The following is a 23,609-nucleotide window of genomic DNA, read 5'->3' as shown; positions in this document are numbered from 1 at the left end:
TCAGACCTTCCTGGCTATCTGGCGGTCGCCCGCGTGCACCGCGAGCGTGAAGACCTCAGGCGTGGCGCCGGGTTGGGTGGAACGCACTCGGTGCACCTGGACCACGACGCGAGAAGGATCGATGTCCGCCCCGCCGATTGAGCGGTCGCCGAGGTATGGGTCGACTCCCGGGCGGGACCGAGGATCGGCGCCTTGGAGGAGATTCACGAATCCCGTCTCGAGATCCCAGTCGCGGAGTCGAGCACCGCCGTCGGGATGCTCCATGAGCGTCACGAGCACCGGGCCGTGGCTGTCCGGCTGACGGCGCACGAGATCGCTGAGGTCGTCCTGGCGCCACCCGGGGCTGGCACCGATGGGCGAGCCTGCCCAGGCACCGATCAGGTCGTCGGCAACTCGATCGAGCGGGACGTGCAGCGAACGGTGTTGCAGACGCCCGAACCGGACGAACGGAGCGTCGAGCAGTCCCAGTCGCTCGATCAGCTCGCGGTTCGTCTGGAGGTCCGCCGGCGCGAGCGACGGGCGCCGGAGCTGGTGCCACCCGGGACGTGAGTTGAACTTGATGAGTGACGAGAGGACCGACTGCCGAGTGGGCTTGGTCCCCTCAGGCAGGAGGAGACCCACCTCCTGCGCCCAGTCGCCCACGTCCCTGCCCAGGCCGACCCAGTCCTCGAGTCGAGCGCGTAGGTCGTACTCGGTGTCGACGATCTCGCGCAGCAGCCGAAGCGTCCGCGGGGTGGCGAAGAACTGGCAGTAAGGGAGGAGGTCGCCGCGGTAGCCGAATGCTCGGGCGCGCTGTTCGAGGGTGTCGACCTGGACGCTCGGCGGCCGATTCATGTAGGTGACCGTCAAGCCCTCCACCGTGAAACCCCGGTCGAGCTTGTTTCCCCCCACCAGGACGTGCACGGGAGCAAGCCGCCAGTCGACCTTCTGCACGTCGCTCGCAGAGTTGACGAGCCACAGCGTGGTCTCCCGCAAGACGTACCTGGCGCGATCCAGGAACTCGGCGCTCCCTAGGTCGCGGGCCCCTGCGGCCACGAGCCGGCCTCGCTCTTCCACGATCTCCTGGGGCATGCCGTCCGGAGATACGAGCGCCGCCAGCGCGTCCGTCCACCGACGGACGAGTCTCTGCAGCAGGAAGTGATACCGCTCCTGGATCGCGTTGCGCTGGGTGGAGTGAACGAGCATCGATACGGGTGCTGCACCGGGATCGTGCCCAAGCAGGAGCGCAGTACCGGCGACGAAGTTGGCGAATGCCGTGACGAGCGACTTGGGGAGCTGCGTGGGTGACGACTTGGCCGGTTGCTCGTCGAGAGTCGGGATCGGACGGATGACCTGCGCCGCACTGTCGACGAAGAACTCCCGACCACCCGTGTAGCCGGTACCTGGCGTCAGCATCTCGACGAAGTCGGGGCGCAGGTGGTCGCCATGGCTCAGGAGCAGGGGCGCGTACGGGGTTGCTGTGAACTGGACGTAGAGGTGCTTTCGTGCCGCGCTGCGCAGCGCGCTGATCGCTTCGTACGTCCTGCTCTCGTTCGTCGTCGACGCCTCAGTGTTCAGGCTCGCCTGGTCGGCCTCGTCGTCCACGATCAGGACCGGATGGTCGATCCCTGCCGCAGCGAGGACCTTGGCGAGCGCCGTGATCCTGCCTGCGTGCTTGAGCAGCGGGATGACCACGGTGCGCCCACGAGCCAGCCAGTCGACGAGCTCCTTCGACTTTCCGGAACCAGCCGGGTTCGTCATCGACACCCAGACGTAGTCCTCACGTTCTGCGAGGCCGAGGGCGGCGTGGAGTCGAAGGCTGTTCTGGTCGAGCAGCAGGTTGGTTGATCCGAGCATCGCCACGATGACCCGGTAACCCTCGTCCGCTGCCGCGGCGACCAGGGCTGTGATGGCGGTGGTCTTGCCCGACTGCACATACCCCAGGGCCAAGCCCGTGACTCCGGGGCTGCCTCCTCGGACGGGTCCACGATCGAGGATCCTGTCGACAGATGCCCAGATGCGGGCGCGGTCGGAGCTGGCGAGCATCCGCTGCCCCAGCGAGCGCTCGATGCGAGTGCGCTCGAATGCCCCGATCGATTCCGACAAGTTGAGGATCTCCCGGCTCGACAAGACATGTGTGCAGACCCAGTCACGGTATCGACCAGACGACTCGACAACCTGAGGAATGCAGTCGATATCCACGTCGCGATGACGAGGGCACGCGATGGGCTGTGGGTGGGAGTCGTCTAGGTCACGTGCCGTTCCGGACCCCTCGCGGGGCGGGTGTCGGACGTCGCTGCGATGATGGTCGCCGCACCGGCTCCCGCACTCCTGACAGCCCGAAGGGTCCCTTCATGACCGAGACCACGGCTGTCCGTCAGCCCTCTGCCGTCCCCCGCTCCGCGTGGAACGCGCTGATCGTCCTCATGGCCGGCATGTTCATGGCCCTGCTGGACACCACGATCGTCAACGTCGCGCTCCCCACCATCCGCCTCAGCCTGGACGCCTCCGAAGCCACCCTCAGCTGGATCATCAGCGGCTACGCGCTCGCGTTCGGCATCGCGCTCATCCCCGCGGGCCGGATCGGGGACCGGGTCGGCCACAAGTGGGTGTTCTTCGCGGGGCTGCTGCTGTTCACGGTGGCCAGCGCGGCCTGCGGGTTCGCGCAGGACAGCATGCAGCTGATCGTGGCGCGGGCGGTCCAGGGGCTGGCCGGCGGGATCTTCGTGCCCGGTGTCACGGCGATGATCCAGCTGCTGTTCCCGCCGCAGGTGCGCGGCAAGGCGTTCGCGATCATGGGGTCGGTCATCGGCGTCTCGACCGCCCTCGGGCCGATCCTCGGCGGGCTGATCATCGAGGCGTTCGGCGACGAGAACGGCTGGCGGCTCGTCTTCTGGGTCAACTTGCCCATCGGGGTCATCGCCCTGATCGCCGCCGCGAAGATCCTGCCGGCGGGGTCCGAGGCTCGGCAGAAGGCCGGGTACGACTTCGTCGGGCTGGTCCTCGTGACCGCCGCGCTGATCGCCCTGCTGGTGCCGCTGATCGAGGGCCAGGACAAGGGCTGGCCGGTGTGGACGTTCGTCACGCTGGTGGCCGGTGTGCTGCTGATCGTCGCGTTCGCGTTCTGGGAGCGGCGGATCGACAACCCGATGGTCCCGCCGCACCTGTTCTCGCACGCGGCGTTCACGGGCGGCACGATCCTGGCGCTCGTCTACTTCGCCGCGTTCACGTCCATCTTCTTCACCATCTCGCTGCTGTGGCAGGCGGGGCTCGGCCACACCGCGCTGGAGTCAGGGCTGGTCGCGGTGCCGTTCGCGCTCGGGTCGATCATCGGGGCGTCGCAGAGCAACCGGCTGGCGCAGCGGTTGGGCCGGACGGTGCTGATCGTCGGGACGGCCATGGTCGCGGTCGGGCTCGCGTGGGTGTGGCTGGTGCTGCAGCTCGAGCCGGCCGGTGACCTGACGCACTGGGAGCTGCTGCCTCCGCTGCTCATCGCGGGCATCGGCAGCGGGCTGTTCATCGCGCCGAACGCGCAGTTCATCGTCGCCACCGTCGACCGGTCCGAGGCCGGTGCCGCCAGCGGTGTCATCGGGGTCATGCAGCGCGTCGGGTCGGCCATCGGTATCGCGGTGATCGGCAGCGTCCTGTTCGGGACCCTGCACATCACCGGCAACGACCCCGCGCAGATCGCCCAGGCGTTCACCGACAGCGCGGCGCACGCGATGGCGGTGAGCGCGGCGCTGGCCGTCGTGGCCTTCGTGCTGGTGTTCGTCCTGCCGAAGCAGGTCGACCGCCACGGCGGACCGCCGCCGACCGAGTAGAGATCGTCACCGCGCCGTCGGGCACTGGTCACGCCGGGGCCACGTCGGTCGGGTGGACTGGACGCATGGCCACCACGCTGGACGTGCCGAGGCTCTACTCCGCCGCCGACGACCACCGGCCGGTCGTCGGCACGACCGTCTGGGCGGTCGCGCACCCGATCGGTGAGGCCCCCGACGGCCCGGACCGGCGATGGGCGCTCGTCATGGGCGAGGTGATGGGGGTGCGGCTCGACACCCCGGACTGGCCGAACGGTCAGGTGTGGTCGAGCGAGGCGCTCTGCCGGGAGCACGCCTGGTCGCGTCACGTCGTCGGACGCCGGCACCTCACGGGCTTCGACGTCCTGCTCCTCGACGTGGTCACGCCGACCCTGTTCCGAATCGCGTCGCGGTGAGGCGCGTGCAGCGCGTCGCGGCGTGGGTCCGCAGGTAGCGTGAGCGCTCGCCCGCAACGACGAGGGAGCACCCATGAAGGACTTCGACCAGGCGCTGCGCACCGCGGCGCCCGGCACGATCGACGGCGCCAAGCTGCTCACGCGGTTCGCCTACGAGCAGCTGGCGGTGCCGAGCGGCGCGCCCGTCGGGGAGCACCTGGAGGGGTTCATCCCGGCGCTGGTGCACCGCGACGGGGCGCACCACCTGGTGGCGTTCTCGTCGGTCCAGCGGTTCCAGGACGAGGGTCGCCTCGGGGGTGAGGCGGTCACGATGCCCGTCCGGGAGGTGCTGCTGCGGATGCCCGCGGACGTCGGCATCGTGATCAACCCGGGCAGCTCGCAGGGGTTCGAGCTCGGTCCTGACGTCGTCGCCAAGTTGCGCGACGACCTCGCGCGGCCGCACGACGAGTGAGCGCGGCCGCGACGAGTCAGGCGGGCAGCTTGACGGTGGTCAGGAACGCGGCCGCCTGCGTGAGGTCCTCGAACTGGTCCTGGACCAGGTCGACCAGCAGGTCGTTGCTCCACAGGACGAGACGCCCGATGGTGAACTGCTCCTTGGCCACCTCGGGCAGCGTCAGCCCGTAGACGCGCTTGGCGATCTCGCGCTTCCCGCCGCGTGCGGCGCCGTAGGTGGACACCGGCAGGTACGCGTCGGGGGACATCGCGGTCAGCACGCGGGTGAGCGCGGGCTCCTTGAACCCGGTCATCCCGAGTCCGCCCTGGCCGAGGATCAGGCGCGTCAGCCTGTCGGGCAGCGGCACGCTCGGGGGCCCGTAGAGCAGGTAGCGGATGGTGTTGCGGCTGCGCGCCGACGCCTCGTGCTCGCCCATCGACTTCCACGCCCGGTTGAACGACGCGGTGGTGGCGTTGGTCGCACCGGGCGTCTCGTTCACGAAGGCCTGCAGGTCACGGGGGTGGCAGTCGGCGATCTCGTCGCGGCTGAACACCTGCTGGTAGTGCGACCAGTCCGGTCCCGGCTCAGTGGGCGGTGCGGCTGCGGCCAGCTTTTCCACCTGCTCCAACCGGAGCGGGTCGACGGACGAGCGGTCGGGGAAACGCGCCTGCAGGTCCGCCGACGAGGATGGCAGGGGGGCCGACGTCCTCGCCTCTCCACGGGTCCACTGGTGCGAGCACGCGGTGCATCGGATGGTGCGGCGATCGTCCGCCAACCGTTCGACGAGTTCGAGCTCTCCGGACTTGCAGGCCGGGCATGTCAGCATGGTGCTCCTTCATCTCTCCCTAGAGTGTGACGCACCCAGCGAGCCTCTGGCGCCCATCGGCCGGTGCAACCACCCTGTGACGCGCGTCCCGCCGCACTTCTCGTCGAGCCGACGACCGCTCGGGGGGAGCTGAGGAGGGCGACCGTGGCGGTCACGCCGGGACGGGACCCCGGCGGATCCGGTCCAGCAGGCCGTCGGGCGTGACCGTGTCGAAGTCCCAGTTGGAGTCGATCCACCAGGTCACGCCGGCGTCCTCGAGCGCCGCGATCTTGTCCGCGGCCTCGGCATGGTCGGAGGGCAGCACCCCTTCGACCACAAGCTCGAACGGCTCGCCGCCGCGCTGCTCGGTGACCCAGGCCGCGATCTCGCGCAGCTGTTCGGGGGACAGGGGATCGAACCCGTTCTCCCGCCGGATGGGCAGGACCCCGTCGCGCCCGGCCGCCCGGCGCATCGACCTCGGCGCGAACCAGGCGCCGATGACCCAGACCGGGATGGTGCCGCGCACCGGCCGCGGTCGGAACACGAAGTCGGTGAGCTGGTGGTACGTGCCGGTGTAGCTGAACGGCTCCCCGGTCCAGGCGAGGTCGAGGATCGCGAGGGCCTCGTCGAGCAGCGCCGCCCGCTCCTTGACGCCGACGTGCTCGCCGGACACCCGGCTGTAGGCGGCGTCGTCGACGGCGCCGAGGCCGACGGGCAGCACCAGCCGGCCGCCCGAGAGGTGGTCGACGGTGAGCGCCTGGCGGGCGACCTCCCACGGCTTGCGGCGCGGCAGCGAGAAGACCATGGCACCGAGCGTGATGCGGCTGGTCCGCACCGCTGCGGCGCCCAGGAGCGTCCAGGGGTCGAACGTGTCCATGGGGCCGACGGCGATGCCGTCCCACGCGAAGAAGCCGTCCCAGCCGGCCTCCTCGGCGGCGACCGCCATCTCGATGTTCTGGGACGCGGAACCGCACGTGGCGGTGACACCGAACTTCATGGCAGACGACGCTACGCCCGACCTCCGACAGTCGTCAGGCCCAGGGTCTCGGCGATCGCGTCATCCCACGGGGTGGCGACGAGACCCAGCACCTGCGAGGACCTGGCGGTGTCCATGACGTACGGCCGGGTGAAGTGGTCCGAGACGGCGGCGACCTCACGCAGCAGCGGCGACACGACGCCGAGCGCGCGCACCACGGCCGCGGGCACCGGACGGATCCGCGGTGCCGGACCTCCGACGGCGAACCGCGCGCCCAGCTCACGCAGGGTCAGGGGCTCGGCGGTGGGGACGTGCCAGCCGTGGCCCCACGCCTCGGGGGTGCGCCCGGCGGCGACGAGTGCGCGGGCGAAGTCGGGCAGGTAGGTCCAGCTGTGGGGCTGGTCGACCGCCACGACCGTGCGCACCACCCTCCCCGCCCGGAGCGGACCGAGGAACTGCGGCCCGGCGAGCGCCTGGGAGTCCGCACGGGGACCGACGTAGTCGGCGCCGCGCACCTCGGTCACCCGCAGGTCGCCTGCGCGGTGCCGCGCCTCGGCGTCGCGCCACATCTGCGCGCGGACCGCACCCTTGGCGTCGGTGCTGGTGAGCGGAGAGTCCTCGGTCATCACGGCGCCGTGGGTGGCGTACCCGTAGAGGTTGCCGGCGGTCACCAGCACGGCGCCGGTCCGGGCGGCGGATTCGAGCATCGAGGCCCACAGCGGAGGCCAGTCGGTGGGCCAGCGGTGGTAGGCGGGGGAGGCGCAGTTGTAGAGGACGTCGGCGCCCTCGGCCGCGCGGCTCAGTGAGTCGACATCCCCGGCGTCCGCGGCGGCGTGCGCGATGCGGCCCGTGGACGTGCCGCCGGACCTGCTGAGCACCAGGACGTCGTCGCCCTGGTCCGCGAGCAGGTGAGCCAGGGTGGTGCCCACGGCACCCTTGCCGACGATGACGTGGCGGTTCACGATGGGCCTCCTCCGAGAAAGCGAGAGCAGTGCTCTCTGATAGGAGCGATGCTCGCATATCTCGAAGGCCAGAACAAGAGCAGTGCTCGCAGTTTCTGCACCCAGGCGGCAGACTGACGCCGTGACCGAGCCGACGACCGCCCCCCTGCGCGCCCGTGACCGGGCCCGGGCCGCTCTCATGGCGGAGCTGCTCGCCGCGGCACGCGCCCGGCTGGAGAGCGAGGGTTCTGCGGCGCTGAGCCTGCGCGCCGTCGCGCGCGACCTCGGCATGGCGTCGTCGGCGGTCTACCGCTACGTGCCCTCGCGCGACGCCCTGCTCACCCTGCTGATCATCGAGGCGTACGACGCCGTCGGGCAGGTCGCCGAGGACGCCGCCGCCGGGGCGCGGGGGGCCGGCCCGGCGCAGACGTGGCTGGAGGTCGCCCGAGCGGTACGGCGCTGGGCGCTCGACCAGCCGTACTCGTTCGAGCTCATCTACGGCACGCCGGTCCGCGGCTACCGGGCGCCGGACGACACCGTGCGCGCGGCCCTGCGACTGTGGAGCGTCATCGTCGAGCTGACCATGACGGCGTTCGCCGACGGGGTGCTCGACCCGGCCGGACCGTCCTTCGACCCCTCCGGACGCATGGCGCCCGAGGCGTACGCGTACGCCGGACTGACTGATCCCGCGCCGGACGTGGCCCGGGCCGCCGCCCGCACGGCGACCCTCTTCACGTCGCTGGTCGGAGCGATCTCCGTCGAGCTGTTCGGCCACCTGCACCGCGTCGCCGACGACCCCGCGCTGCTGTTCGACGTCACGATCGCCACGTCCGCCGCCGGCGTCGGCCTGCGGATCTCCCTGGACTGATCAGGAACTCGCTGGCCCGGCCACGAACGCGGCGCTACGAGCCGCTCCAGCGCGTCTCGCTCGCGCACGTCGTCCGGATGCTGCACCGCCAGGTGCCTGCGGATCGAGCCGCGCGTGCCGTCGCGCCTGGGCGCTCAACCGGTCCGTCCCGCGTGTCGATGGGGGAAGCAGCCCGTCTTGACCACCGCCGCACCAGGAGCACCGTGAGCCACCAGGACCCGTTCCAGCCCCCGACCTACGGTCAGCCTCCGGCCGACCCGTACGCGGCGCCGTCCCCCTACGGCCAGCCGGCGTACGGCACCCCGGCTCCGACGGACGGCCCACCGGCCTGGGGCGGACCCGTCTACGGCGCCGCCCCCGCCTACGGCGCCCCCGCCTACGGCGCCCCCGCCTACGGCGCCGCCCCGGCCTACGGCGCACCGGCATACGGGGCTCCGGCCTACGGCGCGCCCACGTACGGCAACCCCGCGTTCGGGTACCCGAGCGTCGGGTACGGGCTCCCCGTGAGCTACGCGTCGTGGATCCAGCGTGTGGGTGCCTACCTGCTCGACTCGCTCGCGTTCGTGCCGTACCTCGCCGGTCTCCTGGTGATGACGGTGACGTCCGTGCCGGGGTACGACAACCAGGGCCGCCCGATCGACGAGCCGACTCCGACCGGGCTGCTGACGTTCGCGGTCACCGCGGTCATCTCGCTCGCGCTGTGGGTGTGGAACCGATGGGTGCGTGGCGGGAGGACGGGTCAGTCCTGGGGGAAGAAGGCGGTCGGGATCACGCTGCAGCGCGACCTGACCGGTGAGCCGCTCGGGGTCTGGATGGCGTTCGTGCGCGAGATCGCGCACTACGTGGACGGCTTCCTCTACCTCGGGTACCTGTGGCCGCTGTGGGACAGCAAGCGCCAGACGTTCTCGGACAAGCTGACCAAGTCCGTCGTCGTGCGCTGACCTACGTGTCCCGGCGGTAGGCCGCGCGGACGACGTCCTCGGCGGCCTTGCCGAACATGCAGTAGTCGTCGTTGGTCGCCGCGTCGGCCTCGTCGTAGAGCGCCGCGGGCCAGTCCCAGAGCATGAACCCGCGGACCCAGTCACGTCGTCCGCACGCGGCGAAGGCGGCTTCGTACCAGTCGACCTGGGCCTGCTCGGAGGGGGCACCGGGCAGCGCCCAGTCGTTGGGGAGCGCGGGGGAGCCGACGCGGCTGGGGCAGCCGGCCTCCATGAAGAAGAACGGCTTGCCGTGCGCGGCCACCACCGGTTCGATGCGGTCGAGCTGGTTCTCCCAGTCGTCGACGGGGTAGTAGCCGGACGAGGAGATGACGTCGACCGCGTCCCACCAGCCGACGTGGTCCTCCTGGTACTTGTCGCAGTTGTAGGTGACGAGCCCGTCGTACACCGTGCGGACCTGCGTGATCAGCGCGCGCCACTCGGTCTCGCGGCGGTCCGTCTGCACCATCTCGCAGCCGACGCAGAACATCTCCGCGCCCTCCTCCGCCGCGATCCGCGCGTGGTGGACGATGAACTCGGTGTACGCGGCGAACCACTGCGACCACGTGGGCTCCGGCGGCACGTCGACGTCGAAGAAGTTGATGTGTGCGCGCCACGTCCCGTCCGCGACGTTGACCACGGGCTTGAGGCAGACCTTCAGCCCGCGCGCCTTGGCCGCACGGATCGCCCAGCGGACCTCGTCGTCGGTGACGGTCGGCCGGTCCCGGAAGTGGATCTGCGTGGACTGCGCCGTGTCCTGCAGGGCGCTGAGCGTGATCGCGGTCCACGTCACGCCAAGACGCTCGACCATGAGGTCCATCGACCGTTCGGCCTCCGGGCCACCCCACGTGCCCCGCACGCCGGTCCAGCCCCACGTCGTGCCCGCCACGTAGTCCCCGTTGATCACGACCCTCAGCCTAGGTCACTTTCTTCGGCACGTGAAGAAAGTGCGCGAGCCCGGATGAGCACCGCGTCGAGCATGTCCGGGGTCAGCTTCCCGGTGAAGGTGTTCTGCTGGCTGACGTGGAAGCAGCCGAGGAGCACCACCTCGGCGCCGCCGGGACCGTGCAGGGTCAGCTCCACGCCGTGGCCGAACCGCGGCCGCGGCCGGGGGACGTGCCAGCCCTGCTCGGCGAGCGTGGTGAGCAGCGCCTGCCACCCGAACGCACCGAGCACCACGATCACTCGCGGCCGGATCAGGGACAGCTCGCGGCCCAGGTACGGCCCGCACGTCCGGCGCTCCTCCAGGGTCGGGTCGTTGGCCGGGGGAGCGCAGCGCACCGGGGCGGTCACGCGGACGTCTGTCAGGGTCAGCCCGTCGTCGGCAGCGGTCGAGGTCGCCTGGTTGGCGAAGCCGGTGCGGTGCATCGCGGCGAACAGGAAGTCTCCCGAGCGGTCGCCGGTGAACATCCTTCCTGTGCGGTTGGCGCCGTGCGCCGCGGGCGCCAGGCCGACGACGAGCACGGCGGCGTCCGGGTCCCCGAACCCCGGCACCGGCCGCGCCCAGTAGGTCTCGTCCCGGAAGGCAGCCCGCTTCTCGACGCCCACCAGCTCCCGCCACGCGACCAGCCGCGGGCACGCCCGGCAGGTGGGGACGACCGCGTCGAGGGCGGCGAGGTCCGGCGCGGCCGCCGCGACACGGGCGACCTCGTCGGCGCTCGTCGGGCCGTCGGTCATCAGCGTCCCCCGACGAGATCGTGGGTTCGGCACCAGATCGACGGTGCCCACCCACGATCTCGCGTCGAACCCACGATCTCGCAGCCGACCGTCATGGGCGGATCAGCGCGTCGACCGCGGCGAGCGCCTCCTCGACCGTTGTCACCGGGTGCAGCGCGGGGTCGCCCGACAGCGGCCAGCCCCGCAGTGCCACCACCGGCACGCCCGTCCGGACCGCCAGCGCCACCTCGCTGAGCGTCCCCCAGGACCCTCCGACGCTGACGACGACGTCGCTCGACCGGACCAGCAGGGCGTTGCGCAGCTCACCGAGCCCCGTGAGCAGCGCGACGGTGACGTGCGGGTTCGCGTCGGCCCGGTCGGTCCCCGGCAGCAGCCCGACGACGATCCCGCCGGCGTCCGCCGCCCCGCGCGCGACCGCCGCCATGACCCCGCCGAGTCCCCCGCAGACGACGACATGCCCGCGCTGAGCGAGCCCGCGCCCGAGCGCCTCGGCGTCGCGGACCTCGTCGTCGGCCGCGTCGGACGGCCCCACCACCCCCACGTACCTGCTCACCCGGTCACCCTCCCGCGGTCGAGCTCGTCAGTTCCAGCCGAGCTCGTGAGCTGCAGCTGACGAGCTCGGCCGGGAGGGACGAGCTCGGCAGCTCCAGTCGAGATCGGTGGGCGCGTCAGAAGCGGTCCGGGTCGCCGGCGCCTACCCGGACGACCTCCGGGGTGCCCTCTGTCCAGTCCACCACCGTCGTCGGCTCCGTGCCGCAGTCGCCGGCGTCGACCACCGCGTCCAGCACCGCGTCCAGCTCCTCCTTGATCTGCCAGCCCTCGACCATCGGCCACTCGGCGCCGGGCATCAGCAGGGTGCTGGACAGCAGCGGCTCACCCAGCTCCCGCAGGATCGCCTGGGCCACCGGGTGGTTCGGGATGCGCACGCCGACGGACCGCTTCTTGGCGTGGGCCAGCCGCTTCGGCACCTCGGGGGTGGCCAGGAGGATGAACGTGTACGGCCCGGGCGTCGCGGCCTTGATGGCGCGGAAGGCGCTGTTGTCCAGGTGCACCAGCTGGCCCAGCTGCGCGAAGTCGGCGCAGACCAGCGTGAAGTGGTGCCGGTCGTCCAGGTGCCGGATGGCGCGGATGCGGTCCGCGCCGTCGTGGTTGTCGATCCGGGAGCCGAGCGCGTAGCAGGAGTCGGTGGGGTAGGCGATCACCGCGTCCTTGCGCAGCAGCTCCACCACCTGCCCGATCGACCGCGGTTGAGGGTTCTCGGGGTGGACGTCGAAGTACCGGGCCATGGTGTCGAGGCTACGGCTTGTGGGGTGCGACGCCACGGACCTGGTCGGCGGCGAACCGCACGTGCGAGGCGGCCAGCTTGGTGCGCGCCGCCTCGCCCAGGTCGACGCCGAGCACGTCCGCGAGGCACACCAGGTAGACCAGGACGTCGGCCATCTCCTCCGCGACACGGGCGTGCCGGTCCGGGGCGGAGAACTGTGCGACGGCCTGGTCGGCGGGCACCCACTGGAACAGCTCCGCCAGTTCCCCGACCTCGCCGACCAGCGCCAGGATCACCGACTTGGGGTCGTGGAACTGCTGCCAGTCGCGCTCGGTGCTGAACTCCCGTACCAGGCGCGCCAGCTCGGCAAGCTCCGTCATGCCGGCACGAGGTGGTCGGGGCAGACCTCGAACCGGTCGGCGGCGATGGTCAGCTCCGCGCGGCCGCCGGTGATCGAGCGCAGGTCCAGCACGTACCGGGCCAGCTCCGCCTCCGGCACCGACGCCTCGATGAGCACCAGGCCGTCGTCGAGCGACGTGGTCGCGTTGATGTGCCCCCGGCGGGCGGACAGGTCGCTCATCACGTCGCCCTGCGCGGACATCGGCACCGTCACGCCCACGTGGCTGATGGGCTCGAGGACGATCGTGCCGGCGGCGTGCAGCGCCTCGCGGATGCCCACCGCGGCGGCCGTGCGGAACGCCATGTCCGAGGAGTCCACCGAGTGCGACTTGCCGTCGTAGACCTCCACGCGCAGGTCGACCACGGGGTATCCGTGCGGACCGCCCGCGGCCATCGCCTCGATCACGCCCTTGTGCACGGCCTGGACGTAGGTGCGCGGGATGGCCCCGCCGACGACGGCGTCGACGAACTCGAACCCGGACCCGCTGGGCAAGGGGGAGACCCGCAGCTGCACGACGGCGAACTGCCCGTGCCCGCCCGACTGCTTCTTGACCTTCCCCTCGGCCTCCACGGGGCGCCGGATGGTCTCCCGGTACCCGACCGGCACGGGCGACGTGCTCACGTGCACCCCGAACACCCGCGCCAGCCGTTCGAGGGCCACGGCCAGGTGGGTGTCGCCGAGCCCGCGCAGCACGGTGCTCTCCCCGGACCGCTCGACCCGCAGCGTCGGGTCCTCGGCGGTGAGGCGGGTCAGCGCGGCCGAGAGCCGGTCGTCGTCGGACTGCGTGACGGGTTCCAGCGCGAGGCCGTACACGGTCGCGCGCTCGCGGGGGGGCCGGGCGGTCATCGACGCGCCCGGCCCGGTCCGTTCCGCCAGCAGGCTTCCCGACGGGGTCCCGGTGAGCTTGGCGACGGCGCCGATCTGCCCCGCCGGCACCGCGTCGACGGGCAGGTGCTCCTTGCCGCGCAACCGGAACAGCCCGGGGATGCGCTCCTCCGTGCGGGTGGCGGTGTTGAGCAGCCGGTCGCCGTTGCGGACCGTGCCCGACAGCACCCGGAACATGGTCACCTGGCCGACGAACGGGTCCGCCAGCGTCCGGAACGCGTACAGCAGGGTGGGACCGGCGGGGTCGGCGGCCACCTGGACCTCGGTCTTCCCGGCCAGCACGTGGGCGGTCCGGTCGGCCGGGGACGGCCCCAGCTCGCACAGCAGGTCCGCCAGCCGGTCGACGCCGACGCCGGTGACGCCCGACGCCAGCACCACAGGGAAGGCCTCGCAGGACCGGACCTCCTGCGCGAGCGTGCTCTCCAGCTCCGCGGGGGTGGGCACGTCGCCGGACAGGTAGCGCTCCAGCTGGTCGTCGTCGTGCGCGACGATCTCCTCGGTCACCTCGTCGTGCAGGCGGTGCTCCTCGTCGGCGAGCCCGGCCGGCAGGGCCTCGGTGTGGTGCCGCCCGTCGCGGTCGTACGCGAGACCCTCCTCGCTCAGCACGTCGGCGACGCCCGTGAACGCCGTCTCCTCGCCGAGCGGCAGCTCCAGCGGGACGAGCCCGTCGCCGAACGCGGTCCGCAGGTCCTCCAGCACGTGCCGGAAGTCCGCCCGCGCCTTGTCCTCCTTGGTCACGACGACCATGCGCGGCACCCCGGCCTCGGCCGCGAGCCGCCAGGCGGTGTGGGTGCCGGCCTGGACCCCGTCGACCGCGCTGACCACGATCAGGGCGAGGTCGGCGGCGGCCAGCGCGGCGTCGACGGCCCCGGCGAAGTCCGCGGACCCGGGCGCGTCCAGCAGCGTCACGTCGTAGGCATTGCCGTCCGTCGCCGTCCACGGAAAGGGGGCGACGCCGAGGCCCAGGGAGATGCCGCGGGCGATCTCCTCCGGCTCGTGGTCGGTGACGGTCGAGCCGTCCTCGACACGCCCGACGCGGGTGAGCACACCGGCGCGGTGCAGCAGCGCCTCGGTGAGTGTGGTCTTGCCCGACCCGGCGGCGCCCAGCAGCGCCACCGTCCGGATCCGCGGCGACGCTGCCTGGTCCATGGTCCACTCCCGGTCTCGGGTTCCTCCCGCCACCCTAGGACGCCACGAGCCCGGGACGCGAGGAGCGTCCCGGGCTCGTGGAGCGTTCGGGTGATCAGCTGGCGCCGAGGATGTCCACGACGAAGATCAGCGTCGAGTTCGGCGGGATGGTCTCGCCGCTGCCCGCCTCGCCGTAGCCCAGGTCCGGGGGGATGACCAGCAGCACCTGGCTGCCGACGGTCTGGTTGGCCAGGCCCTGCGTCCAGCCGGGGATGACCCCGGTGAGCGCGAAGGTCGCGGGCTCGCCGCTGGTCCACGACGAGTCGAACTCGGTGCCGTCCCAGAGCCAGCCCGTGTAGTTCACGGTGAGCGTCTGGTCCTCGGTCACCACGTCGCCGGTGCCCTTGATGAGCGGCTGCACGACGAGCGTGGTGGGTGCGGCGTCGGCGATCGGGGCGATCGACGGCTTGCCGTCGGCGTCCAGCGTCACGCCGGGCAGCCCGGCGGCGGGCTCCACGGCCTCGCCCTCGGGACCGTCGAGCGGCTTCGGGGTGTCCTTGGCGTCCACCACCTCGCCGACGACGACGTTGGTGCCGCCCTCGGCCGGGACGGCGAACACGATGCGGACGCCGACCTTCTGGCCGACGAGCGCGTCGTGCAGGTCGGGGAGCAGCTGGTCGTCGGCGACGATCTTCTCGGGCGTGCTCTCGTACGTGTTGCCCAGGTCCGTGCCGTCGACGCCGGACACGGCGGTCGTCTGGATCGAGAGCGTCTGGCCCTCCGTGATCTCGGCGCCGGTGCCCTCGTCGACCACGCGGACCACCAGGGCGGTGACCTCGAACGGCGTGCTCGGGAGCGTGATGGTGGGCTTGCTGCCCGGCTCGCCCTCGACCTTGACGTCGGCGAGCGCGGCGACGTCCGCGGGGTCGGCGGTCGACGTCGTCGTCGACGAGGGCGACGGGTCGTCGGCGGCGTCGCCGGAGCAGGCGGCCAGCGAGAGGCCGAGGGTCAGGGCGAGTGCTGCGGCGGCGAGGCCGCGGCGGGCGGTGGTCGTGCGGCGCACGAGGGTCCTCCGTCGGTTCGGGTCCCGCCCGGGGAGGCGGCGGACCTCGGCACGGTACGCGAGATTGCTGGGAGCCCGCTGAGCGGACCGCGGGCTGAGTGGCTCGAAACGCTTCACAGGAGCCGGCGGTCGCCCTCGCGGATCACCCGCAGCCAGCGGTAGCCGTAGCCGTCGAGCTCCACCTGCGTGCGGCCGCCGGCGTCGATGGTGCAGGAGCCGTCCTGGAGCAGGTCGACCAGCTGGACCGTGTCGTCGCAGTCCTCCAGCCGCAGGGGGACCATCACCGGTTCGGTGCCCAGGTTGTGCAGCGCGACCAGCGAGCCGTCGTCCCAGGTGCTCCGGTGCGCCAGCACCGCCGCGTACGGCTGGTCGAGGATCTCCGCCCGCGGCGTCCAGCCGAGCTCCGGGCACTCGCGGTAGCGCCGGACGAGCAGCTGGACGAAGGTCAGCAGGGAGTCCGGGTCACGACGCTGGTCGGCGACGTTGACGTGCTCGGGCGAGAACCCGCCCTCTGTGACCGGTCCGGACAGTGCGCGCTTGGGCGCCCGGGAGAAGCCGCCGTTCACGCCGGACGTCCACTGCATCGGGGTCCGGACGGCCATCCGGCCCTCGGCGGCCAGGTTCTCGCCCATGCCGATCTCCTCGCCGTAGAACAGCACCGGGGTGCCGGGCAGGGAGAACAGCAGGGAGTAGACCATCCGGAGGCGGCGCGGGTCGCCGCCGAGCATCGTCGGCAGGCGTCGCCTCAGTCCCCGTCCGTACAGCTGCATGTCCGGGTCCGGGCCGAAGGCGGCGAACACCTCCTGCTTCTCGTCCTCCGACAGCTTGTCCAGCGTGAGCTCGTCGTGGTTGCGCACGAACGTGGCCCACTGGGCGTCGTGCGGGATCTCCGGCCGCTGCTCGAGCGCCTCCGCGACGGGCCCCGCGTCCTGCCGGGCGAGCGCCAGGTACAGGTTCTGCATCCCGATGAAGTCGAACTGGAGGGTCAGCTGGTCGGAGTCGGCGCCGTCGCCGCCGAAGTACTTCTTCTGCTCCTCGTAGGGGAGGTTGACCTCGCCCATGAGGATCGCGTCGCCCGCCCGGCGCGTGAGGAAAGCCCGCAGCTCCTTGAGGAAGTCGTGCTTGTCCTCCACCTTGTCGCCTGGCGTCTTGGCGGCGTCGGCCAGGAAGAACGGCACCGCGTCCACCCGGAACCCGCTCAGCCCGAGCTCCGCCCAGTACCCGATCACCTTCGCGATCGCGTCCCTCACCTGCGGGTTGGCCGTGTTGAGGTCGGGCTGCTGGTGGTAGAACGTGTGCCGGTACCACTCGCCCGTGGCGTCGTCCTTCGTCCAGATGCCCGTCTCCTTGTCCGGGAACACGACCTTGTCCTTGGTGGACGGCGGCTTGTCGGAGCGCCAGACGTAGAAGTCCCGGAACGGGCTATCCTTGCTCTTGCGCGCGCTGGCGAACCAGGGGTGCTTCTCGGACGTGTGGTTCACGACGAGGTCGACGATCACCCGGATCCCGCGGTCGCGGCAGGTCCGGACCACCTCGACCAGGTCGCCCGCGTGACCGAGCCGCGGGTCGACGCCGTAGAAGTCGGAGATGTCGTAGCCGTCGTCGAAGTCGGCGGTCGGGTAGAACGGCATCAGCCACAGGCACGTGACGCCCAGGTCGGCCAGGTGGTCGATCCGCTGGACCAGGCCGGGCAGGTCGCCGACGCCGTCGTCGTTCCAGTCCATGAACGTCTCGACGTCCAGGCAGTAGATGACGGCGTTCTTCCACCAGAGGTCACCGGTGTCGTGGATCCTCATGCGGTCACCTGCTTCAGCTGGGGGAGGAGGTGCTCGGCGGCCATGTCGACGAACGCGTCCAGGGTCGCGCTGCGCGGCGTGCTCGTCGGCGCGGCGTCGTCGTGCTTCTCGTCGCTCGGCCGCGGGTCCGTGGCCACCTGGTGGAGGTAGACCGCGTCGAAGCCGATCGCGACCAGCTCGCTCACCCGGTCGGCCAGGCGGGCCGGGTCGTGGTCGACCAGCACGCTGCGGCGCAGGGTCTCGTCGCCGACGTGGACACCGAGGGAGTCGAACGCCTCGGGAGTGTCCAGGTCCCAGGCCACCGGCGGGCCGAACACCTGACCGGCCATCTGGTCCCGGGCCACCGCCAGGGCGGTCTCCGCGGACGGTGCCCACGACACGTGCACCTGCAGGCTCAGCGAGCCGCGGCCGCCGGCGTCCCGGTACTCGCTCACCACCTGCTTGAGGATCTCCGGCGACTGGTTCACCGTGACCAGACCGTCCGCCCAGTCGGCGTGGGCGCGGGCGGTGGCCGGGGTGACCGCGGGGCCGATGAGCAGCGGCTTCTCGTCGGGAATCGTCCACAGCTTCGCGCGGTCCACGGTGACCAGCCCGTCGTGCGTGACCTCCTCGCCGTCCAGCAGCGCACGGATCACCGCCACGCACTCCCGCAGCCGCGCGTCCCGCTCGGCCTTGGCCGGCCAGCGCCCGCCGGTGATGTGCTCGTTGACGTTCTCGCCGGAGCCCAGCGCCACCCAGAACCGCCCCGGGAACATGGCACCGAGCGTGGCCGCAGCCTGGGCGATGATCGCCGGGTGGTACCGCTGGCCCGGTGCGTTGACGACGCCGAACGGCAGGTCGGTGGACGCCATCGCTGCGCCGAGCCACGTCCAGGCGAACCCCGAGTGGCCCTGCCGGACCGACCAGGGCGCCCAGTGGTCCGAGCACATGGCGGCGTCGAACCCGGCCTGCTCGGCGCGCTGCGTGGCGGCGAGGAGCGCGGCGGGGTGGACCTGCTCGTGCGAGTTGTGGAATCCGACGATGGTCATGGGGATCGGTTCTACCGGGTTCGTCCCGGTTGTGCGCGGTGAGCGGTTGCCCACGCGGTGCTCCCGCGGCGAGAACAACCTGGGTGACGTTCCGACGGTCCGGAACGTCACCCAGGTTGTTCTCGCCCGTCTCAGGTCGAGCAGAGGCCGATAAACGCGCCCAGCTCGGCCAGCTGCTCCGGGCGGGCCGGCAGGTAGTCGGTCAGGTGCGCCGAGCGGACGATGATCGCGCACCACTGCGCCCGGGACACGGCGACGTTGAGCCGGTTCCGGTTGAGCAGGAACTCCATGCCGCGCGGGACGTCGTCGGCCGAGGACGCGCACGTGGTGACCAGCACGACGGCCGCCTCCTGGCCCTGGAACCTGTCCACCGTGCCCACCCGGACGCCCGCGATGCCGGCGGTCTCCAGCGCCCGTCGGACCGTCCAGACCTGCGCGTTGAACGGCGCCACGACGAGGATGTCCTGCCCTTCCAGCGGCCGGTCGGGCCCGTCGGTCCAGCGCCGGCCGAGCAGGTCCCGCACCTGGTCGACGACCACGGCGGCCTCCTCGGGCGACGAGACCGCGTTCCCCTCGTGCTCGACGACGATCGTGCGCAGCCCCGGCTCGACGCCCTCCAGCGCGCGGTGCGCGGTGTGCGGCATGGCCGCGAGCCGGTCCTCGTAGGAGAGGCGTGAGACCGCCGCGGTGAGCGCCGGGTGCATCCGCCACGTGCGGTCGAGGAAGTACCCGAGCTGGTCGGGCAGGGTGTCCTGCCCGTCGACCAGCCAGCCGAGCGCGGACCGGTCCACGGGCTCCGGGTGCCGACCCTGGGTGACCTGCGGAAGCTGCTGCGGGTCACCGAGCAGCAGGAGGTTCCGCGCCGACGTGGACACGGCGATGGTGTCGGCCAGCGAGAACTGCCCGGCCTCGTCGATGACCAGCAGGTCGAACCCCCCGTCGGGGAGCCGGTCGCGGCTGGTGAAGTCCCACTTGGTGCCGCCGACGACGAAGCCGCCCGGCTGCCGGGCGTGGAACGCGGCGGCGTGCGCCGGCTTGGCGAGGGACTGCCAGACGGCGTCGGCGGGGTGCTCGTCCTGCGCCTTCTTGCCGATCTGGTCCGCGGGCAGGCCGGCCGCGTTGACGGCGCACAGCATGTTCTCCACGACCGCGTGGGACTGCGCGACGACCCCGACCTTCCACCCCTGCGCGGCCAGCGCGGCGATGACGTGGCCGCCGGTGTAGGTCTTGCCGGTGCCGGGCGGCCCCTGCACCGCGAGGTAGGAGCCGTCGAGGTCGAGGACGGCGTCGATGATGGCCTCGGTGGTGCCGCGGACGTCGTCGGGGCGGGGGAGGGGCAGCGCGCGGGTCCGCGGTGGCACCCGGCGCAGGAGGTCGACGGCGGGCAGGTCCGGGAGGTCCGGGAGCCCGCCGACGACCCCGCCGACCAGCGCCCGGATGGCCTCGACGATGCTCTTCACCGCGGGTCCGGGGCTCGGGGCGAGCGCCATCGGCAGGTCGGGACCGGGGTTGGCGCCGGTGGGGAGCCGGTCGCTCACGAGCAGCACGTCCCTGGTGCCGGACGCCGAGTCGGCCGCCTGGCGAGCCGTCACCTCGAGGATGTCGACGCCGGCCGTCCAGCCGCGGTGGCCGGTGCTCGACGTCTGCGCGTACGGCGGAGGTGGGTCGTACAGCGCGTACGCCGTACCGCCCGCGCGCAGGTCGCTGCCCGGTTCCAGCTGGCCGGTCAGCCGCAGCCGCCGGGAGAACGTCCGCTTGCCGGTCCCGATGCTCCAGTCCTCGACCACCTCGGCGGTGCCCTCGACCAGCAGGGTGCCCCGCGGGTCCAGCCACTCCGCGGGGTCGGACTGGAGCCGGTCGAAGTGCGCCCACCAGAACGGCTTCGCCTCGCGCCAGTGGTAGCCGACCGCCGCCGCGAGCATCCGGACCGCCTGCTGGTCCCGGGGGTCCGCCAGCGCCTCGGCCGCGGCCAGCGCCTCCGCGACCAGGGCGTCCGGCTCGGCCGCGTCCTGCAGCTCCGTCGCGGCCGCGCCCGTCGGTGCCGGACCGCGCGCCAGCAGCCAGTCGCGCAGCCGCTGGGTGGAGACGCAGTCGTAGCGGTTGTAGTCGCCGATCTCGTCCAGCTTCTTGCGCCAGGCGTCCTCGTCCCCGGCGTCCCGCAGGTCGCACGCCTCGGCGTACTCGGTGATGGAGTCGGTGGCGGTGGTCACCGCGCCGTCGCGCGTCTGGTCGCCCATGTACAGCGGCTCGAGCTTCTTCAGCGAGTACGAGCTGCTGCCCACCCGCAGGCCGCGCCGCACGGTGGCGTACAGGTCCACGAGCACGCCGTCGCGCAGCAGCTGGTCCACGACGTCCTCGCCCACGCCGTGGCGCCCCGCGAGCCGCAGCAGCGCCGTCCGCTCGTAGGGGGCGTAGTGGTAGACGTGCATGCCGGGATGCGCGGCGCGGCGCTGGGCGACGTAGTCGAGGAAGTCGAGGAACGCCTGCTTCTCCTGCGCGCGGTCGTGCGCCCAGAACGGAAGGAACTGGCCGCCCGCCTCGACCACGCCGAACAGGTACTCCAGCCCCCAGTCCGCGGGGGCGTCGGCCGGAACCGTGTCGTCGGTCCAGAGCGGGTCGCCCTCGAAGTCGAAGAAGATGTCGCCGGCATCGGGTGCGGGCAGGGCCGCGATCGCGGCGGGCTCGACCACCTCGAACACGAGCGGGTCGGTGGTGGTCTCCTGGCGGACCTGGAGCGCGGCCTGCCGGCGCAGGTTGGTCAGCGTCGCCGCGCCGATCCCCGGCACCGGTCCGGTGCCCGACGCCAGCTGGTCGATCGTCCCGATGCCGGCGCTCGCCAGCCGGGCCCGCTGCGTGGACCGCAGCCCCGCCACCAGCAGGACGTCCCGGTGCGCGGCGATCTGCTCGGCACAGGCGTCGCACCGGCCGCACGCCCGGTACCGACCGTCACCCCAGGCCGCCGGCGCCTCGCCCGCCCGGTGCTCGTCGAGCATCCGCTCCAGCCGGGCGCGGCGCTCGCGGTAGAGCGGCAGCAGGTCCGCCAGCCGGTGGCTCGACCGCGACCGGTCACCCAGGACCAGGTGCACCTCGTCGGTGACCGGGACGCCCGAGGAGATCAGCTGGTCGGCGTACGCGGCGAGCTGCAGCAACGCGGTGACCTTCACGCTGCGCGCCAGCTTGGTGTCCAGCACCGCCCAGCGGTCCCCCTCGCGCACGACGAAGTCGGCCCACCCGGTGAACCGCCCGTCGAAGAACCCGGCCTGGTAGACCACGTCGGCACCGGAGCCCAGTGCCGCGAGCGTCGACGCGTGCACGCGCTCCAGCGCGGCGCGCTCGCCGGACTCGTCGTACCGCGGTCGGGCGATCGTCACCACGTCGTGCGTGGCGCGGTACGACTGCAGGACGCGGTTCTCGTGGGCGGTACCGAGCGCGGACACGCGCGCGAGCATCGCGTCGGCCGCGATCGGCGTCGGCTCCGCGAGCCCGAGCCGGCCGTCGAGGTGACGCAGCACGGCGAACTCGCAGGCGGCGGCGTTGGCCAGGTCGCTCGGGGAGAGGACCAGGCCGCCGTCGTCGAGAAGGAACATGGCCCGAGGGTAGAGGCCGCCTCGGACAGCGCGTCCGGCTAGGCTCCCGCTGCCCAGGGCGCGATCGCGGCGGTGTCACCGTCGAAGGTGCGGACGTCGGTGGCCACGGCGGCGAGGTCCGCGACGAAGCCGTCGTCCGCGTCCACGGTTCCGCGCGCGTGGACGACGACGACCAGCGGCAGCCGCTCCGCCCGCGTCGGGAGCAGCACAGGGCTCACGCGCTGGACCAGCTGACGGCGGGAGCGGCTGCCCGCGAGGACGACCACCGTGTCGATCGTCGGCAGGTCGAGCCCCTCGTCGAGCAGCTTCGGTGCGGACAGCACCGTGACGGCGCCCTTGCGCAGGTCTCGCAGGGCGTTCCGGCGGGTCTCGGGCTCGAGGCCGTGGTGGAACACCGCCGTCGCGACGCCCGCCGACCGCAGGCGCGTGGCTGCAGCGTCGGCGTCGTCCTTCGTGTGCGTGAAGACCAGGCCGGCCGACCGGGCGAGCACCGGGGCGAGCTGCGCGACGGCGTCGACCTTGGCTGCGGACGTCGCCAGCAGGTCGCGCCGGGTGCTCACCGCGCGCAACCACGCGCTGGCGTCGGACGCCGCAGAGGCGTTCTCGCGCCAGTCGTTCTGCAGCCGGACGGCGTCCTCGAGGAACGTGACCGGGGCGCAGCCGTGCCGGGCCAGTCGGTCGTGCAGCTCTGCGATCTGCGCGGACAGGGCGTCGTACCGGGCCTGGTCCACCGGTCCGAGGTCCACCGGGACGAGCGCCAGGCGGAACTCGCCGAGCACCCCCTCGGCCCGCCCGCGGCGCAGGTCGCACCCGTCGAGCACCGTGCCGAAGTAGGGCAGCAGGACGTCGTCGACCCCGGCGTCCTGGCGTTCCACCGACGACGTCAGGCCGAGCCGCGCCCCGAACCCGTCGCCGAGCGTCTCCGCCGGCCGGGCCGAGCCGTACCTGTGCACCTGGTCCGCGACGAGCAGGCCCGCGCGCTGCTGCAGGAGGTCGTGCCCGAACGCGCTGCTGACCAGGGACACCAGCACGTCGCACTCGTCGAACGTGTGGGCGGAGGTCAGGTCGCGACGCCCGACCGACAGGCCGGGCAGCTGGACCGTCAACGTGGTCAGCCACTGCTCGAGGAGGTCCGTCGTCGGCACCAGGACGAGCACCTTCTCGCCCCGGGTCAGCGCGTCCCACGTGGCCAGCACGCCGACGACACCGCGGCCCTGGGCACTGACCGCCTCGACGATCCCGCGCCGCCTCTCGGCCAGCCAGGCGTCCAGGACGTCCTTCTGCCACCGGCGCAGCTGCGGTCCGACGTAGCGGACGTCACCACCGGGCGGGAGGGGGTCCCGGTCCACCGTCGACGGCGTCGCCAAGGTCTGGAAGAGGGTGCCGGCCGACCGGCGCCCCGTCCCGGTGTCTGTCGGTGCGGGCTCCGCGGGGAGCTCGCGCGGGGCGGCGACTCGCGGGACGGGGTGCGTGCTCGGAGCGGTGATCTCCGCGGGCGCCGGGGCAACAGCGACCAGCCGGACCGGCAGCTCCGGGTTCGGGGCAGTTGCGGCCGGCCGGGCCGGCAGCCCCGGGGTCGGGGCAGTTGC

20 protein-coding genes are annotated in these 23,609 nt (G+C 72.4%); 5 read left to right on the top strand and 15 right to left on the bottom strand.

Translation table 11 applies throughout. From position 1 onward, the window contains the following. Complete coding sequence (locus RYN42_RS08835; protein ID WP_315095399.1) at window positions 1–2,181, bottom strand: Z1 domain-containing protein; 2,181 nt, start codon at window positions 2,179–2,181, stop codon at window positions 1–3. A 152-nt stretch (window positions 2,182–2,333) separates the two neighbouring features. On the opposite strand from RYN42_RS08835, the gene RYN42_RS08830 reads away from it, so the two are divergent. From RYN42_RS08830 to RYN42_RS08820, 3 genes are all read left to right on the top strand, one after another. Then, on the top strand, window positions 2,334–3,800 hold the full coding sequence (locus RYN42_RS08830) for a DHA2 family efflux MFS transporter permease subunit (protein WP_315095398.1): 1,467 nt from the start codon (window positions 2,334–2,336) through the stop codon (window positions 3,798–3,800). 65 nt (window positions 3,801–3,865) lie between these two features. After that, complete coding sequence (locus RYN42_RS08825; protein ID WP_315095397.1) at window positions 3,866–4,192, top strand: hypothetical protein; 327 nt, start codon at window positions 3,866–3,868, stop codon at window positions 4,190–4,192. Window positions 4,193–4,265: 73 nt separating this feature from the next. Next, the gene (locus tag RYN42_RS08820; RefSeq protein ID WP_315095396.1) at window positions 4,266–4,643 is read left to right on the top strand and encodes an SseB family protein; all 378 of its coding nucleotides are present in this window, start codon (window positions 4,266–4,268) and stop codon (window positions 4,641–4,643) included. 16 nt (window positions 4,644–4,659) lie between these two features. Here RYN42_RS08820 and RYN42_RS08815 read toward each other — a convergent pair whose 3' ends face one another. The 3 genes from RYN42_RS08815 to RYN42_RS08805 all read right to left on the bottom strand — a co-directional run bounded on the left by RYN42_RS08815 (window position 4,660) and on the right by RYN42_RS08805 (window position 7,368). Continuing rightward, entirely contained in the window at window positions 4,660–5,253 is a 594-nt protein-coding gene (locus tag RYN42_RS08815) for a hypothetical protein (protein ID WP_315095395.1), read from the bottom strand. A gap of 349 nt (window positions 5,254–5,602) precedes the next feature. Then, entirely contained in the window at window positions 5,603–6,427 is an 825-nt protein-coding gene (locus RYN42_RS08810) for an LLM class flavin-dependent oxidoreductase (protein ID WP_315095394.1), read from the bottom strand. Between the two features lie 11 nt (window positions 6,428–6,438). Next, window positions 6,439–7,368: an NAD-dependent epimerase/dehydratase family protein gene (locus tag RYN42_RS08805; RefSeq protein ID WP_315095393.1), complete on the bottom strand. Its 930-nt coding sequence runs from the start codon at window positions 7,366–7,368 to the stop codon at window positions 6,439–6,441. Between the two features lie 121 nt (window positions 7,369–7,489). On the opposite strand from RYN42_RS08805, the gene RYN42_RS08800 reads away from it, so the two are divergent. Continuing rightward, the gene (locus RYN42_RS08800; protein WP_315095392.1) at window positions 7,490–8,215 is read left to right on the top strand and encodes a TetR-like C-terminal domain-containing protein; all 726 of its coding nucleotides are present in this window, start codon (window positions 7,490–7,492) and stop codon (window positions 8,213–8,215) included. Between the two features lie 503 nt (window positions 8,216–8,718). Continuing rightward, entirely contained in the window at window positions 8,719–9,156 is a 438-nt protein-coding gene (locus RYN42_RS20240) for an RDD family protein (protein WP_399552439.1), read from the top strand. A gap of 1 nt (window position 9,157) precedes the next feature. On the opposite strand, the gene RYN42_RS08790 is transcribed toward RYN42_RS20240, so the two are convergent. The 11 genes from RYN42_RS08790 to RYN42_RS08740 all read right to left on the bottom strand — a co-directional run. Then, on the bottom strand, window positions 9,158–10,099 hold the full coding sequence (locus tag RYN42_RS08790) for a glycoside hydrolase family 113 (protein WP_399552438.1): 942 nt from the start codon (window positions 10,097–10,099) through the stop codon (window positions 9,158–9,160). 5 nt (window positions 10,100–10,104) lie between these two features. After that, window positions 10,105–10,869 carry a uracil-DNA glycosylase gene (locus RYN42_RS08785; protein ID WP_315095390.1) on the bottom strand — a complete coding sequence of 255 codons (765 nt, stop codon included), beginning with the start codon at window positions 10,867–10,869 and terminating at the stop codon, window positions 10,105–10,107. Between the two features lie 91 nt (window positions 10,870–10,960). Then, a complete protein-coding gene (locus tag RYN42_RS08780) occupies window positions 10,961–11,422 on the bottom strand; it encodes a TIGR00725 family protein (RefSeq protein ID WP_315095389.1) in 462 nt (153 codons plus the stop codon). Between the two features lie 115 nt (window positions 11,423–11,537). After that, entirely contained in the window at window positions 11,538–12,155 is a 618-nt protein-coding gene (locus tag RYN42_RS08775; RefSeq protein ID WP_315095388.1) for an L-threonylcarbamoyladenylate synthase, read from the bottom strand. 10 nt (window positions 12,156–12,165) lie between these two features. Beyond that, window positions 12,166–12,513, bottom strand: a complete 348-nt coding sequence (locus RYN42_RS08770; protein ID WP_315095387.1) for a nucleotide pyrophosphohydrolase — start codon at window positions 12,511–12,513, stop codon at window positions 12,166–12,168. Next, complete coding sequence (locus RYN42_RS08765) at window positions 12,510–14,567, bottom strand: elongation factor G (RefSeq protein WP_315095386.1); 2,058 nt, start codon at window positions 14,565–14,567, stop codon at window positions 12,510–12,512. Before RYN42_RS08765 ends, RYN42_RS08770 begins: the two co-directional genes overlap by 4 nt. A 94-nt stretch (window positions 14,568–14,661) precedes the next feature. Then, a complete protein-coding gene (locus tag RYN42_RS08760; RefSeq protein WP_315095385.1) occupies window positions 14,662–15,609 on the bottom strand; it encodes an FKBP-type peptidyl-prolyl cis-trans isomerase in 948 nt (315 codons plus the stop codon). Window positions 15,610–15,722: 113 nt separating this feature from the next. Continuing rightward, window positions 15,723–17,405 carry an alpha-amylase family protein gene (locus RYN42_RS08755; RefSeq protein WP_315095384.1) on the bottom strand — a complete coding sequence of 561 codons (1,683 nt, stop codon included), beginning with the start codon at window positions 17,403–17,405 and terminating at the stop codon, window positions 15,723–15,725. Beyond that, window positions 17,402–18,433, bottom strand: a complete 1,032-nt coding sequence (locus RYN42_RS08750) for a TIGR03885 family FMN-dependent LLM class oxidoreductase (RefSeq protein ID WP_315095383.1) — start codon at window positions 18,431–18,433, stop codon at window positions 17,402–17,404. Before RYN42_RS08750 ends, RYN42_RS08755 begins: the two co-directional genes overlap by 4 nt. 131 nt (window positions 18,434–18,564) lie before the next feature. Next, entirely contained in the window at window positions 18,565–22,020 is a 3,456-nt protein-coding gene (locus tag RYN42_RS08745) for a TM0106 family RecB-like putative nuclease (RefSeq protein WP_315095382.1), read from the bottom strand. 38 nt (window positions 22,021–22,058) lie between these two features. After that, the coding region (locus RYN42_RS08740; protein ID WP_315095381.1) for a helicase-related protein at window positions 22,059–23,609 on the bottom strand (1,551 nt) is incomplete at its 5' end.

Source organism: uncultured Cellulomonas sp. (assembly GCF_963527515.1).
Classification (GTDB): Bacteria; Actinomycetota; Actinomycetes; order Actinomycetales; family Cellulomonadaceae; genus Cellulomonas.
This window is presented reverse-complemented; position numbering and strand designations above follow the sequence as displayed.